This window comes from Paenibacillus sp. FSL K6-2524 (genome assembly GCF_038005525.1).
Lineage (GTDB): Bacteria > Bacillota > Bacilli > Paenibacillales > Paenibacillaceae > Fontibacillus > Fontibacillus anaericanus.
Genome location: NZ_JBBOSP010000001.1, coordinates 4,005,021 through 4,019,582 on the forward strand (window position 1 = coordinate 4,005,021; position 14,562 = coordinate 4,019,582).

19 protein-coding genes are annotated in these 14,562 nt (G+C 44.1%); 1 reads left to right on the plus strand and 18 read right to left on the minus strand.

Translation table 11 applies throughout. The features are described 5' to 3' along the window. Positions 1-310 precede the first annotated feature (310 nt). The 16 genes from aroH to spoIVA all read right to left on the minus strand — a co-directional run bounded on the left by aroH (position 311) and on the right by spoIVA (position 12,942). Positions 311-685 (minus strand): chorismate mutase, encoded by a 375-nt coding sequence (gene aroH / locus NST85_RS18355; RefSeq protein WP_127190866.1) that lies wholly within the window; start codon positions 683-685, stop codon positions 311-313. Next, positions 678-1,781: a 3-dehydroquinate synthase gene (aroB, locus tag NST85_RS18360; protein ID WP_341190057.1), complete on the minus strand. Its 1,104-nt coding sequence runs from the start codon at positions 1,779-1,781 to the stop codon at positions 678-680. Before aroB ends, aroH begins: the two co-directional genes overlap by 8 nt. Next, positions 1,781-2,950 (minus strand): chorismate synthase, encoded by a 1,170-nt coding sequence (gene aroC, locus NST85_RS18365; protein ID WP_341190058.1) that lies wholly within the window; start codon positions 2,948-2,950, stop codon positions 1,781-1,783. The genes aroB and aroC overlap by 1 nt, the downstream gene beginning before the upstream one ends. A gap of 222 nt (positions 2,951-3,172) precedes the next feature. Then, positions 3,173-3,340 carry a hypothetical protein gene (locus tag NST85_RS18370; protein ID WP_170220127.1) on the minus strand — a complete coding sequence of 56 codons (168 nt, stop codon included), beginning with the start codon at positions 3,338-3,340 and terminating at the stop codon, positions 3,173-3,175. A 67-nt stretch (positions 3,341-3,407) separates the two neighbouring features. Then, positions 3,408-4,238 carry a CheR family methyltransferase gene (locus NST85_RS18375; RefSeq protein ID WP_127190869.1) on the minus strand — a complete coding sequence of 277 codons (831 nt, stop codon included), beginning with the start codon at positions 4,236-4,238 and terminating at the stop codon, positions 3,408-3,410. Next, positions 4,229-4,672: a nucleoside-diphosphate kinase gene (gene ndk, locus NST85_RS18380; RefSeq protein WP_341190059.1), complete on the minus strand. Its 444-nt coding sequence runs from the start codon at positions 4,670-4,672 to the stop codon at positions 4,229-4,231. The genes NST85_RS18375 and ndk overlap by 10 nt, the downstream gene beginning before the upstream one ends. A 109-nt stretch (positions 4,673-4,781) precedes the next feature. Continuing rightward, positions 4,782-5,756, minus strand: coding sequence for a polyprenyl synthetase family protein (locus tag NST85_RS18385; RefSeq protein ID WP_127190871.1), 975 nt, complete (start codon positions 5,754-5,756; stop codon positions 4,782-4,784). After that, positions 5,756-6,619, minus strand: coding sequence for a menaquinone biosynthetic enzyme MqnA/MqnD family protein (locus NST85_RS18390; RefSeq protein WP_307395818.1), 864 nt, complete (start codon positions 6,617-6,619; stop codon positions 5,756-5,758). The genes NST85_RS18385 and NST85_RS18390 overlap by 1 nt, the downstream gene beginning before the upstream one ends. Further along, positions 6,600-7,226: a UbiX family flavin prenyltransferase gene (locus NST85_RS18395; protein ID WP_127191166.1), complete on the minus strand. Its 627-nt coding sequence runs from the start codon at positions 7,224-7,226 to the stop codon at positions 6,600-6,602. Before NST85_RS18395 ends, NST85_RS18390 begins: the two co-directional genes overlap by 20 nt. Then, the gene (locus NST85_RS18400; protein WP_307395820.1) at positions 7,226-8,098 is read right to left on the minus strand and encodes a UbiA-like polyprenyltransferase; all 873 of its coding nucleotides are present in this window, start codon (positions 8,096-8,098) and stop codon (positions 7,226-7,228) included. Before NST85_RS18400 ends, NST85_RS18395 begins: the two co-directional genes overlap by 1 nt. Beyond that, positions 8,091-8,819 carry a demethylmenaquinone methyltransferase gene (locus NST85_RS18405; RefSeq protein ID WP_341190060.1) on the minus strand — a complete coding sequence of 243 codons (729 nt, stop codon included), beginning with the start codon at positions 8,817-8,819 and terminating at the stop codon, positions 8,091-8,093. Before NST85_RS18405 ends, NST85_RS18400 begins: the two co-directional genes overlap by 8 nt. A gap of 14 nt (positions 8,820-8,833) precedes the next feature. Next, positions 8,834-9,706: a heptaprenyl diphosphate synthase component 1 gene (locus tag NST85_RS18410; RefSeq protein WP_127190875.1), complete on the minus strand. Its 873-nt coding sequence runs from the start codon at positions 9,704-9,706 to the stop codon at positions 8,834-8,836. 138 nt (positions 9,707-9,844) lie between these two features. Continuing rightward, complete coding sequence (locus tag NST85_RS18415) at positions 9,845-10,384, minus strand: hypothetical protein (RefSeq protein ID WP_341190061.1); 540 nt, start codon at positions 10,382-10,384, stop codon at positions 9,845-9,847. Positions 10,385-10,489: 105 nt separating this feature from the next. Beyond that, positions 10,490-10,750, minus strand: coding sequence for a trp RNA-binding attenuation protein MtrB (gene mtrB, locus NST85_RS18420; protein WP_127190877.1), 261 nt, complete (start codon positions 10,748-10,750; stop codon positions 10,490-10,492). Between the two features lie 129 nt (positions 10,751-10,879). Then, positions 10,880-11,152 carry an HU family DNA-binding protein gene (locus NST85_RS18425; RefSeq protein ID WP_127191167.1) on the minus strand — a complete coding sequence of 91 codons (273 nt, stop codon included), beginning with the start codon at positions 11,150-11,152 and terminating at the stop codon, positions 10,880-10,882. Between the two features lie 311 nt (positions 11,153-11,463). Next, a complete protein-coding gene (spoIVA, locus tag NST85_RS18430; RefSeq protein WP_127191168.1) occupies positions 11,464-12,942 on the minus strand; it encodes a stage IV sporulation protein A in 1,479 nt (492 codons plus the stop codon). A gap of 45 nt (positions 12,943-12,987) precedes the next feature. On the opposite strand from spoIVA, the gene NST85_RS18435 reads away from it, so the two are divergent. After that, positions 12,988-13,137 carry a hypothetical protein gene (locus tag NST85_RS18435; RefSeq protein ID WP_170220128.1) on the plus strand — a complete coding sequence of 50 codons (150 nt, stop codon included), beginning with the start codon at positions 12,988-12,990 and terminating at the stop codon, positions 13,135-13,137. A 271-nt stretch (positions 13,138-13,408) separates the two neighbouring features. Here the strand turns inward: NST85_RS18435 and NST85_RS18440 are convergent, their stop codons facing one another. Continuing rightward, positions 13,409-14,167, minus strand: coding sequence for a hypothetical protein (locus NST85_RS18440; protein ID WP_341190062.1), 759 nt, complete (start codon positions 14,165-14,167; stop codon positions 13,409-13,411). Between the two features lie 35 nt (positions 14,168-14,202). Then, a complete protein-coding gene (locus NST85_RS18445) occupies positions 14,203-14,553 on the minus strand; it encodes a 2Fe-2S iron-sulfur cluster-binding protein (RefSeq protein WP_127191170.1) in 351 nt (116 codons plus the stop codon). Positions 14,554-14,562 lie beyond the last annotated feature (9 nt).

The window sequence follows — 14,562 nt, forward strand, 5'->3', positions numbered from 1 at the left end:
GTTGGTTGGATTTGCAGTCAGTTTGACAGTCACATGTAATGAATAGGTATAGCAAATAAATTCGATGGAATAAAAGTAAGGCAAACAAGCCCACTTCGGAGAGGAATTCAAAAGTACCCTCCAACCAAGATCTCGAATCTCATGCTAACTCTACTTACACTAGGACTATCCTCGGCTCAACTCTGCTCATCTCAGCTATACTCAGCTCTACTCGTCTCAAACATCTCATAAAAACTAACTTACCTAAAAAATATAATTTCAATATACCTTATGCTATACCAATTTGGCAACCACCAGTTTCTGTGATTACTTATTGAGCAGGTGTACTTAAATCAGGACGCAAGCTCTTGGCTTCGTTCTGATATACATGTATCATCTCACGCTGGCTCTTCATTGTATTCGTCTGAATGAGCAGCCGGATACATTTAGGAAGACCACCTTTAACAGGAATTTCAGTTGAACACATCAATGGAACCATGTCCCAACCATTCAATACACGGATAGCTCTAGCAGGAAACGTAGTATCCAGATCCGGGGTCACCGTAATCCAGACACTACAGATATCCTCAGGCTTAATCTCGTTACGCTCCACAACTTCCTTTAAAAGGACTGCCGTGGCCTGAAGGATTTCCTGTTCCTCGTTGTGGGATACTGTAGTAGCCCCGCGAATTCCTCGGTTATACATGCTGTCCCTCCTCTTTCAGTTCTCGGATCACTCGTCGTACATCGGTGAGAGTGACATCAGATACAATTTCTACTTCCCCGATGACAACTGGAAGTACGAAGATGATTTGATTCTCCTTAAACTTCTTGTCATGCATCATCGCCGCGATAATGTCATCCTCGTTCATTTCAACTGGCAACGTAGTAGGTAGGCCGAACCCTTCCAGCAATTCCTTCGTATCCGAATATAGAGAGCGATCTCTTCCCCGGTTCACGGCTATCCTTGCTGCTGCAGCCATTCCAATCGAAATTGCTTCACCATGTAGAAATTGTCCATAACCACCCGTTGCCTCTAGCGCATGTCCAATCGTATGTCCCAAGTTGAGAATGGCACGAAGTCCATGCTCTAGTTCATCCGTAGACACGACTTGAGCCTTAACCCGGCACCCTTGTGTTAAGCCATAACCTAAAGTTTCTGGGTCTAGAGCGAGTAACTTCTCGGTGTGCTCACGACACCAGTCCGTAAATTCTTTATCCCAGATCAGTCCATGCTTGATCATTTCAGATAGACCAGAGCGAACATCACGTATCGGCAATGTCTGCAGGGAGTCCACATCGTTGAGTACCATTTCTGGTTGATGGAATGCACCGATCATATTTTTCGCCAGTCGGTGATTCACCGCTACTTTGCCACCGACACTGCTATCATGCGCTAGAATGGTTGTCGGCATTTGCACGAACTTCACACCACGCATATAAGACGCAGCCACAAATCCAGCTAAATCACCAACTACACCACCACCAAGTGCAACAACTATTGAATGTCGATCAAGCCCACTTTGGATTGCAACAGTCATGATCTCTTCAAATACTTCAAGTGACTTCGACTTCTCACCGGCTTTTACAACCTTACTAACCGTATGATATCCGGCATCTTGCAGCGACGTTTCCACCTTGCTTAGATACAAGGGCCCCACATTATCATCTGTGACAATAAGTACGGGACTTTTCTTCGCTAACTGATGCCGTTCGAAATATTCCCCTGCCTCAGAAAGTAAGCCGCCACCGATATATATCGGATAAGAACGTTCCCCCAAGTCCACCTGTAATGTTCTCATCAGTAGTTCTCCAATTGTGACAAATAGCCCTTCACATTGCGTTCAATTTCCTCTATGGAATCGCCGCCGAATTTCTCTAAGAATGCCTTAGCAATTTCCCATGATACTACGTGTTCCAGCACTACACTCGCGGCCGGCACGGCACATGCATCTGAACGTTCTACTTGCGCTGTGAATGGCTCTTTGGTATCAATATCGATACTTTGCAGCGGTTTATAAAGCGTTGGAATCGGCTTCATCACACCGCGAACGACAATCGGCATACCATTAGTCATACCGCCTTCAAATCCACCTAGACGATTACTTCCTCGATGATAACCAAGTTCATCGTTATGCAAAATTTCATCATGTACTTTCGAGCCTGGTAGTGTACCGGCTTCAAAACCAATACCGATCTCTACTCCCTTAAAGGCATTAATCGACATAACCGCCTGAGCAATCCGTCCATCAAGCTTACGATCGTATTGTACATGGCTGCCAAGTCCTATCGGAACTCCTTCAACGATGCACTCTACAATTCCGCCGATCGAGTCACCATCAGCTTTAATCTGATCGATGTACGCCTCCATCTTCTTCTCTGTCTCAGCATCAACAACACGTACTGAAGATTCTTCCGTCACTCGTCTCATTTCATCAATGGACAAATTATGTGGAGGTGCTTCAATTTCACCGATACGAGTAACCTGTCCGGCTATTTTGATACCAAAGTGTTCTAGGAACTGCTTGGCTACTGCGCCACATGCCACACGAATAGCGGTTTCTCTTGCACTGGAGCGTTCCAGTACATTGCGTAGGTCCTTCAAATTATATTTGAGTCCTCCGTTCAAATCCGCATGTCCAGGACGTGGCCGGTGTACACGACGTTTCTCCTCATCCGATCCTTCAATCGGCTCAATGTTCATAATCTTCTGCCAGTGCTTCCAATCGTTGTTCTCAACAACAAGCGCAACCGGTGCTCCTGTCGTATAACCGTGCCGAACACCTCCGACGATACTAACTGTATCCTTCTCGATCTGCATCCGGCGCCCTCTGCCATAACCCTTCTGGCGACGAGCAAGTTCGAAATTAAGAGCTTCGAAATCAAGCTCCAGATTGCTTGGTAGTCCTTCAATAATTGCCGTCAACTGGGGACCGTGCGTCTCCCCTGCCGACAAGTAACGTAAACTCATAATACGTTCCCCCTTTAAACTGTTAAACTGTAAAGAGCTAAAATCCGATAATTTCTTTGCTCATTATAGTATAGGTCGCTTCCTTTTGACAAGAAGACACCCAATAGAAGTGCAGCATACATCATGAACTTCTATACCCATAACAAAAACACGCCGCTCCTTCTACCGTAGCAGAGCAAGCGACGCGCCTTCATATATCCTACATATTCTAATTCTTCTCACCTATCCTGAAGCTGGGTGATTATCCAATGTTACAGTACGCTGAGTTTCCATTGGAAAGTCCTCCAATAGTCCCTTTAGTTGTGATTTTTCCAACCCGAGAACTTGAGCGCACTCCTGTGGTGTCAGAAAACCACGTTGGTAAGCATCAATTACTTTTCTCTTATCCATGACCAACCTCCACGATAGCTTATGTTCTCCAGTATCGGGATTGAACAAGAAGAATATACTGTGGCTCTTAAGCTTTTTTGCGGTAAAAAAATGTTTCCGTTGCTTCAAGACCAAAAACAGCCGGAGAGAAAATTTGCTCTGTACTACCTACAAATAAAACGCCCCCTGGACGCAGAGCCTTAGCAAATTTATGATATAATTCCTGTTTTGCTTCCTCAGTAAAATAGATCATGACATTACGGCATACGATGAGATCAAAACCTTCTTCGAAAGAATCGAGTAACAGATTTTGCTTCTTGAATGTAACCGCCTTTTTCAGTGCACCGTCAATCCGAAACATCGCGCCCTCTTGGTTGAAATATTGCTTCGCAACAGCAGGAGGCACGTCTTTGAGTGAACGTTCAACATACAGTCCCTCTGCTGCTTTGCTGAGCGCCCCGTCATCAATGTCAGATGCAAGCAAATATGTATTCGTTAATAGTCTCAGGTCTGCCAAAATCATCGCTAGAGTGTACGGCTCCTCACCAGTTGAACAAGCAGCACTCCAAATCCGCAGACGTGATTTATTTGATGCCACCTCTGGCAGAACTACATCTCTCAGCATTTCCCAGCGGTTGGGATTACGCCAGAACTCGGATACATTAATCGTCATCTTATCTAAAAATTCATAAAACAATGGCTTATTGCTCATCATCGCACTGAAAAATGCCTCAAAAGTTGAAAACCCATTTTTATTACGCAATGTTGTCAACCGACGCTTCATTTGTGCTTCTTTATATTGAGCCAAATCGATGCCTGTATGTTTCTTAATATTCTGGATAAAACCTAGATAATCTGGATCCTTTGGCTCTTCGCTGTTCCCTCGTAGGGATGGTGTAAACTTTAGATTTAAATCCATAGGTCAAGGTTTTTGGAATATCCGAGGAGTTCCTGCGCTTCAAAGAAATTGGCTATCTCTCGCTCTGCGCTTTCTGGTCCATCGGAACCATGTATCAGATTAAATGGGGTATGTGCTGCAAAATCCCCACGAATTGTACCCGGTAGTGCTTCAGTAACCTTAGTTTTGCCAATGACTAACCGTGACAAAGCGATCACATCATCACCTTCCCACACCATAGCAAATACAGGCCCAGAAGTTATGAAATCAACTAACTCGCCAAAAAAAGGTTTGCCCTCGTGCTCTGCATAGTGGGTTTGTGCTTGGATAGACGAAATCTGAACAAGCTTTCCTGCTACCAGTTTGAATCCTTTTTCCTCGAATCGACTAATAATTCTGCCAATTAGGCCTCTTTGTACTCCGTCCGGCTTAACCATCAAAAATGTTCGTTCCACGGTTTCCCTCCCGAATTCTCAACGTTCTTTACATCATTTCATAATTCTATACATGATTGAAGTATTACTTCACCCGTAGTTTACCAGAAAAAAGACGGAAGGGTAAGATTCAATAAGAACGTTTATTTACAAAGAGCGCGATTTCCTTTAAATGTGCCCTCGATTTATTCTCAGGTAGACCTTCCAGTGCCTCCAAAGCTTTGCTAATAAAACGATCTGCTAATTTTTCCGCTTGTCCAATCCCTGGACCGGATATAATCATATCAATCGCTTTCGACACGTCACCTGCACCGTCCTGAGCACGAATTCCATGAATTTCATGAAGTAGACTATCCCTTAGCTTTGGTTCTTGCAGTGCATAAATCACCGGTAGCGTAATATTCCCTTGGCGCATATCACTTCCAGGAGGTTTCCCGATACTCTTCTCTGTTCCACAGAGATCTAGTAAATCATCTCGGATTTGAAATGCCATTCCTACGTTATATCCATATCTGTAGAGCAACCAACTTACCTTCTCCGGTGCCCCTGCTGCCATAGCTCCAAGTTGACAACTGATCGCAATAAGTAATGCCGTTTTACGCCGGATGCGCAGTAAATAATTTCGTACCGTCTGTTCCGTATTAAAAAAATCACGGATTTGCTCCATTTCGCCGATTGACATTTGCACTAGCGCTTTGGATAAAATACGGTGGATTTCTGGATTACTCAGTTCTGCAGCCAGTACAAGAGCTTTGGCATAAATAAAATCCCCCGTATACATGGCGATTTTATTATCCCATTTCGCTTTAACTGTAGGCTTACCTCGCCGAGTTCCTGCATCATCAATCACATCGTCATGTACCAGCGAAGCTGAGTGGATGAGCTCCAGCGGAACGGCTACATGCTGAAGCCGCTCTAGGTCATAGTTGCCAAACTTCCCCCCAAGTAAAACGAAGACGGGTCGAAGTCGTTTTCCTCCCGCTTTGAGAAGATGAAGAGACGTTTCACTAAGCAGTTCATCATCACCATCGATGCTCCGGTACAACTGCCGCTCTATAAAATCCATATCTCTCTTTAACGTGCCGAAAATATCCATTAGTTTCATTATTTCACCCGTGTCAGCGTATTGTCACTCCAAATATCCATACGGACCTCATTCTGCAAGAGTCCCAACTCATAGGCATAGGCGAAATACAAAGCCAGTCCCGCCTGTTGCTTATCGTTAAAATCATAACATAAATTGTTAAAATAATGATGCCAATAATCTGCTGTGCCTCCGATTTCACGACATGCCTCTGAAACCAACGAAGACAAATCATTCAAGCTTTGCTGCTTACTTCTCTTAAAAGCTGTGCATACTTCAGTGAGGAACTCGGGGTTAGCCTCAGCAAAACTGCGCTGAACAGTCCACACGGCAAAGCTCATACCGTACCCCGTCCACTTTTTCCAGATATCCCCTAAATCCGTGACAATATACCCGTGATCCCGCCATGAAGCCCGAATAGCATGATCGCCAATCAGCAAAGCTGCATCATGATGAGCCATCATTTGATCCAGATCTGGCTCACCAACCGAATAAGTTGGATTCAGACCATATGCTTTCTGCATTATAATCTTGAGTAGATTGACAGAGGTTGCAGAAGTATTTGTCAGTGCAATGGTTCCTTCCTTCATTTCCTCAGGTGGTTTACGTGAGAAGAGAAGGATGGAGTTAACTGGACCATCTGAACTGACGGACAGATCAGGCAGTAATAACAGCCTGTCAGCTCCTACACCAAAAGCGAAGGAGGATACAGGAGCGATATCTAGTGATCCATCAAGAATACCCCGATTTAGCACGGAAGGTACTTCTGTAACTAATTCACTCTTGCGAGATAAAGCCCCAACATTGAAATGATGATACACAGGCCAAGCATTCGTATATTTTATTTTTCCAATGAGGATATTGTCATTCTCTCTGCTGTTCATTCTGATCCCCCCACCTAGTAAACAAAGCATGTTCGATTCTTAAATTATCTAGTACTTTACCCACAAGGAAAGAGACAAGATCGTCTATACTCTTAGGGCCAAAATAAAAAGCTGGCATGGCCGGAATCATCACGATACCCAGCCTGGCAAGCTTCAACATATTCTCCAAATGGATGGCATGCAGAGGTGTCTCACGTGGTACTAGTACCAGTGGACGTCTCTCTTTCATCATTACGTCAGCCGCGCGCGTTAACAAATTATCAGAAGTTCCATTAGCAATAGCAGACAATGTCCCCATCGAGCAAGGCATCACAATCATACCTTCAACAAGATAAGAACCGCTAGCAATTGTGGCCCCGATATCGGAATTGTTATGATAAATATAACTTCCAGGACGTCCACCGAATTTCTCCGCAAGCACCTTGTCCCGATCCGTAGTATTCCAGCCTAGCTCTTCCTTAATTACTCGCCAGCCCGCGTTAGTAATAACTAGATGTACATTATACCCAATCCCTAGCAGCGTCTCGATCAGCTTCACACCGTAAATTGAGCCGCTGGCCCCCGTGATTCCGACCACGATTGATTTCCTTGTTGGGTTCAACTCCATCAATGATTTCGCACCACCAAATCAATTAAAGTGAATGAGAATACGACGATACTAAGCACGCCATTCATCGTGAAGAATGCAGTCTGTAGACGACTAAGATCGTCCGGCGATACAATATAATGTTCGTAGAACAATATGAGATAGGCGATAACCATGCCTGCAATATACCAGCCACCTAGATCGGTCATCAGTAAGAGTGCAATAAATCCTAATGCAGTAATAATATGAAACACTCTAGCAATCTTCAGTGAGTTGGCCACACCAAAGCGTACCGGAATCGAATGTAGTCCTTCTTTAAGATCAAATTCAACATCCTGACAGGAATAAATAATGTCAAAGCCCGCGATCCAGAACGTGATTGTTGCAAAGAATACCATTGCCGTCCAGTCTACTACACCAGTAACTGCCGCCCAACCACCGAGTGGTGCGAGTGCAATCGTCAGACCTAGCACAACATGGCATAGCCAAGTAAAGCGTTTGGTATAGGAATAGACTACCAACATCACCACAGCGATAGGTAGCAACTTCATAGCTAGTGGATTAAGCATAAAGGACGCCCAGAATAACATAGCAAATGAAACAAAAATAAATAGGAGCACTTCTCCGATCTGCAATAGCCCAGCAGGAATAGCTCGGTTCGAGGTACGAGGATTCTTCGCATCACTGACCCGGTCAATCAACCGATTAAGCCCCATAGCCGCACTACGAGCGCCAAACATAGCTAATAGCACCCAACCGATCTGCGCCCAGGATGGGAGATGGTCGTTAACAGCTACGGATCCAAGTAGGGCACCCATAAAAGCAAATGGCAACGCAAATAACGTATGTTCAAATTTGATCATTTGCAGAAATACAACAGCTTTTTTAAACATTATGTGTCTCCTTTATGCCGATATGTAAAGCAGCGATACCGCCAGTTAAAGGATATGCTTGGACCTTTTCCAATCCGGTGTCAGCGAAAATGCGCGCTAATTCCTCACGCCCCGGAAATTGAGCAAGCGAATCAGGAAGCCATTTATATTGTTCATAACGCTTTGCGAATAGCTTTCCAAGCTTGGGAAGTACCTTTTGGAAGTAGAAATAATAAAGTCCTTTGAACGGCTGCCAGGTAGGTTTAGACAGCTCCAGACATACAACCATCCCACCCGGCTTCACAACACGCTTCATTTCCCTCAGCACTTGATGAAGGTCAGGAACATTGCGCAGACCGAAACCTATCGTTGCATAATTAAATGTATTATCTTCGAACGGTAACTCCATCGCATTACCTTGTATGGTTGTGATATTGTTACCCAAGTTCCGATCACTGATTTTGCGACGTCCAATTTCGAGCATATTCTCGCTAAAATCTAGGCCCGTGATGTGACCACCAGATGTTTCCGCCATGCTAATTGTCCAATCACAAGTCCCGCAACATAAATCGATTGCGTTATCACCTTGTGACATATTCATCTTAGCCATTGTAAATTTACGCCAAGCCTTATGACGTCTAAAACTCAAAATATCATTCATGATATCGTATTTCGGAGCAATACTCTCAAAGACAGAATGAACAAACTGTTCTTTCGGTTTAGATACAGAGTCATTATTCATTTATTCGTTTCACCTTACCCTTCCTGCAGAGAGCGACACGGAGGAGAAATAATGGAAATAAAAGGCTCCAGAGCCTTTCCCAGCTCGGAGCGTACCGTCTCACCTTTACATTCTTGGAGCAGCAATTGAGTCCGCTCTACCGATTGATGAAGCAAGACTATCAATTGTTCCTTCACACCGTATTTGGCAAGCAAAGACTTCCATTCCCGATCTCCAACACTGCTTCCTGTTAATGTCTCTTTATCTTCAAATGTCCCTGTTTCCATAATTTTCAGATAGGCATAACCCCGATGGTTCTGCGGCAGCTCCCCGCTAGAGTTGATCTCGCTAAGAATTATTTCGCAGCGGCTTAATTCAGCAAGTAGCAATCTCCATATGTTATGAACCGACTTGTCCAAGAGATGGGAAAAAGACAGAAAGAGTGGCATCTTCAGATGAACATGCTCTTTCAAATAATCCTCAGCAGACAGCAGCATCCCTTTTAACTTTGAATACAGGTTTACTTTTAATTTGTTCACTTCACAAATAGCGGCACTCATTACAGATATCATTTCGATTTCTCCGGCTTGGGCGAGCAGTTCATAGAATGCACTGCTGAAATAATCCCCTGCCAACACTTTCAATTGCCTAGAACGCATACTCCGTTCCTCTTTACGATGGCTTTCTTGATCGATTCGATCATGGATATCTAGACCTAACTGTACTAGAAAAGCCGCCAACGCAAACGTTTCTGCCGTGCGATAAGATTTACCGCCGTCCCGATCCATTAGAAACGTATAAAGTAAACGAACACGGGGAACCGGAAAATCCGGGAGCGCCGTGTGAGTTGAAATCATGTCATAATCAATATACTTTTTTGCTAGTTCAGTTATACGATAAGGTTTCATCCTTAGCCTCCGAGCCGGTATACTATCATACATATCACATAAAGTTGTCAATATCTTGTCTATTATAGCATATGTTTTTTCGGTGCGCACGATCAGCACCGCTCATTTTCGCGCTGAATAAAAAAATGAATCTCTTGACTATAAATCCCGGAACTTCGATTTCCAGAGATGTGTTTCCGTCATACGAAACCAGGTTTGGAGTTCCTTAGGGATCTCCTTGTTTCCTACATTGCGCAAATTCTCTAGCGCCGTTTCTGGCCATTGACCTCTACGTACATCAGCAGCGAGCAATAAGTATCTTGTTCCGAGCCATTTATCTTCTGCCACAAGTCTTAATAAGAGTTGATCCACATTACTAGTTCGCTCCATCGAGAAGGAGATTAATTCCGCCATCCCTTGATATAACTTTGCTGCATCAAAATCATCTTCCGTCACCTTTAGGTCGACTGACAAGATACTCCTGTTCAAGTTCACCTTACCAATCCTTGTAGGAAGCTCAAGAGCACTCAACCCTTCGACAAGGTTATCATTAGTTAGCATGGCTGGTTGTTCCTCAGCAAACACCGTGTAGGCCCCACCAGCTTTGTCTCCTTGTGTGCTTAACCAAGACAAGGAAGCAAGCAGAAGTGTACAGCCAAACATCATTACAATGACCTGAAGTACCCATTTTTGTTTCATGGGGCATTCCCCCTTTGATTTCACCCGTTTACAGATGACTTCCGTTCGGGTCCATACCCCATTGTACAATTAAAAAAAGCAGGCTATGCCTGCAAAACAAAAAAATCATTCATCCGTATCGATTACACCGTGCTTCGTCATCACAATTGCTTTACCTCTAACCTTCACAGCTGAGGTATGGTCTGTGAATTGTGCAATCAGAACTTCACCCTTGTCTAATTTCTCGGTATGATGAAATCGTGTATCTTTTCCCCGGGTCAGTCCGATCACCGTAACGCCCTGCTCTTTGGCTTTCACCACGAAATAATCGCCACTTATAGCTTCTTGCTCGTCTCCACTATTGGCTTTGTGATTGTGACTATCCATGATCAGACCTTCTTCCCATGTCTTATTTACACCTGAGTGACATGATTCCCATATTTTCTGACTAATTAAAAAGAAAAGGCCGTGAACAATTGCCCACGGTCTTTTTGCAGAGAAAATATGTAGAAATCATTATTTGATTCCGTCTTTGAGTGCTTTACCCGGTTTGAAAGCGGGAACTTTACTCGCAGCAATTTCAATTTCCTCTCCAGTTTGCGGGTTACGGCCTTTACGGGCAGAACGCTCGCGGACTTCAAAGTTACCGAAGCCAACCAGTTGTACTTTATCACCATTTTGGAGCGCTTCGGAAATTGCTTCGAATACTGCGTCAACTGCTTTAGTTGCATCTTTCTTCGACAATTCCGTGCTTTCCACTACTTGAGAAATCAAGTCAGATTTGTTCATCATGATTCACCTCCCTACTAAGTAATCTAATAATACCATGATATTCTGTGTTTCCGTTTTGCGGCAGAATATACGTTATACTACGTCCAATATCATCAAATCCCCTGTAAATTCGCCATTTCACAGCGAAAACCAGGAGGGCCGAACAAATTTATAGTAATACAGCCTATCCATAATTTCAAGCTTTTTAAGTCTTTAACCTATTTTAACTGTAAAAATAATAGATAAAATCACTAAATTATGAGCTAAAATACAAAAACAACCGCACGCAGCTCATTAGCTTGCGCACGGTTGTTGTGAGGAATCAATGGTTATAAAATTATGGCTATTAAACCACCGGAGCCTTCGTTGATAATTCGTCCTAGCGTTTCCTGCAACTTGTAGCGTGCATTGTCTGGCATCATAGCTATTTTCCCTTGAATGCCTTCTCTTACAATGGAATGGAGCGAGCGACCAAAGATGTCGGATTCCCAAATCTTGATTGGATCGTTTTCGAAATCTTGCATTAAGTAGCGAACTAATTCCTCGCTTTGTTTCTCGGTGCCAATAATCGGTGCGAATTCCGACTCCACATCAACTCTAATCATGTGAATAGAAGGTGCTGTTGCCTTCAGCCGCACACCGAACCTTGCTCCTTGGCGAATAAGTTCTGGCTCGTCAAGCGCCATTTCAGCCAATGATGGAGCTGCAATCCCATAACCTGTCGTCTTGACCATCTCAAGTGCTTCAGCAAAGCGATCATATTCCTTCTTAGCATGAGTAAACTCCTGCATGAGCTGCAACAGGTGATCCTTGCCTCTGATTTCAACCCCTACTACTTCCATCAGAATTCGGTCATACAGATCGTCTGGAGCGTACAGGTCGATCTCAGCTACCCCTTGCCCCATATTCAGCCCGCTAAGTCCGGCACGAGCAATAAAATCATAATCCAAGAAGTTAGTGACAACCCGGTCAACATCACGTAACCGTCTGATATCCTTTACGGTATCGCGGACAGAGTTCTCATAATTGCTACGGAGCCAATGATCCTCGTTTAGTACCATTACCCAACTAGGTAGATTAACATTGACTTCGTGAACAGGAAACTCATACAGTACTTCCCTCAGAACGCCAGTAACATCTTCCTCGGTCATCGTTGCAGCACTGAGTGTAATAACTGGAATGTCGTATTTCGCAGCCAGTTCCCCACGCAATTGTTGTGCTTCTTCACTACTAGGACGAGTCGAGTTGATGACTAACACAAATGGTTTACCGACTTCTTTCAGTTCAGCTACCACACGCTCTTCTGATTCCACGTAAGAGTAACGTGGGATATCTGCGATCGTACCATCAGTTGTTACTACCACACCTAGTGTGGAATGTTCTTGAATCACTTTGCGAGTTCCTATTTCCGCCGCTTCTTGAAATGGAATAGGTTCTTCAAACCAAGGAGTCGAAATCATCCGTGGTCCATTCTCGTCTTCGTAACCTTTAGCTCCTTCGACTGCATAACCAACACAATCAACGAGCCTTACGTTTACATCAAGACCTTCAGCAACCTTAATTTGCACCGCATTGTTAGGTACAAATTTGGGTTCGGTCGTCATGATCGTTTTACCAGCTGCGCTTTGTGGAAGTTCATCCACCGCGCGGATCCGGTCCGCTTCGTTCGCGATGTTCGGTAGCACAATCGTCTCCATGAATCGTTTGATAAAGGTAGACTTCCCGGTGCGGACAGCTCCAACCACACCTAGATAGATGTCTCCTCCGGTACGTTCGGCAATGTCCTTAAAAATATCAACTTTCTCCAATACCAATGATATCCCCTCCTCAAAATTCGCCGAAGGAAAAATGCCTTGAGAGCATCCGCTTCGTTATTCACCATCTTTTTCACAATCACTGCTACGGCAGGAGCGGCAGCTCCTCTTGCCCGTGTCCGCCGCCGAAAACCACTGGGGAGAGAACCTGAACGAAGCGGCGTTAACTCGTACATGCATTTGGACTAGTATCATCATATGTACCAGATGCGTAATTATGACGGTAGAAACATGCCACGCCCATTTTTTTTTGCAAAGTCGCTGCTTCGCCACGAACAAGGCGGATTTTTTTCCGCCATATTAAATTTGTATGTATCAACAAGTAGAATTATGACAATATCATCTTTACTATCAGTTGAAATATTGATAGTGATGATTAATGCTATGTTCAATCGTTGACAAATAACAAATAGACAAAAAAACACCTCACGACTAAGTCATGAGGCAGGAAAATAATTGCTTATTCAACTTGTGGAACTGGCATGCCTTTGACCCAATGATAGGAAAGAGATTTCACCGGCACGAAGTATGACTGATCTACCAAAATTAACCTTAGATCCTCATCCCCTTCCGGTTTGATCCCTGCTTTATCCACAGCTTGCATAATGTCAACAGCATAATCCACGAATACCTGTCCCTTACCATTCATCAAATAGGGTAGTGTCTCGCCAGAAAACACACTTCGAAGTGGGTAATCTTTGCCGGCGATTTGTGGTAAATCCACGGTGTATAAGCCTGGATAGGTTTCTTTCCCGTCAACCGCAGGTAATTCATTTCCATGGGAAGCACGATATTTATCTACGAGTCTTTGCACATCATTGACCCTCTGGACTGTGTTTAAATCCATGACTTTAACCCTTGGATCAATCTCTTCGTTAATGACTAAAAAATATGCGCTACCCCCTTTTTCAAAAGCAGTATCTGGAATTTCATCGATGTATCCTTTTCGGTTCAACTGATCAAGATCAATGATGTATTTTTCATATCTTGGAGTCTCTATTCCTGCCGTAATGATCGGTAGAATCCCCTGTTCTTCTTGAAACTGATCCATCGCTCTTTGAATACGATCTACACTTTCTCGATAAGTCACAACCTTCTCCTGCCGCTGTTCCTTTGGATACATGCACCCGGACAAATACACTGTCCCGATTGTAATCAGACACAGTAGGAGCCCACTACGGGCAATTAGATTGACGATTTTATACCTTCCAGGTCTCACAATGAATCATCCTTTACTCATGGACTCTTGCCGGATTACCACAAATCGTCATTTTCCTTCTGCCGCTCTAATTGCTTTCGGATCGCCGCTTTCAAAGGATCCTCTGGTAGTCTAACTTCTGCAGAACCACATATCTGGGCCTGACAGGCCAAACGAATGCCCTGATCTAGTAAGGGACCCAATTTACGGAGTTCAGCATCGCTCGGAGGGGTCAATGCAGACTCATGCTCAGGTTCCACCTCAACTTTACACATGAGACAGCCTGCATGACCGTCACAACGTGTTGAAATAAAAACTCTAGCTTCCCGTGCCGCGCGAAGAACACTTGTCCCAGGACGGACCTTAAGTGTCCTACCTTGTGGTATGAATTTTATTTGGTATTCCACCATGTCCCT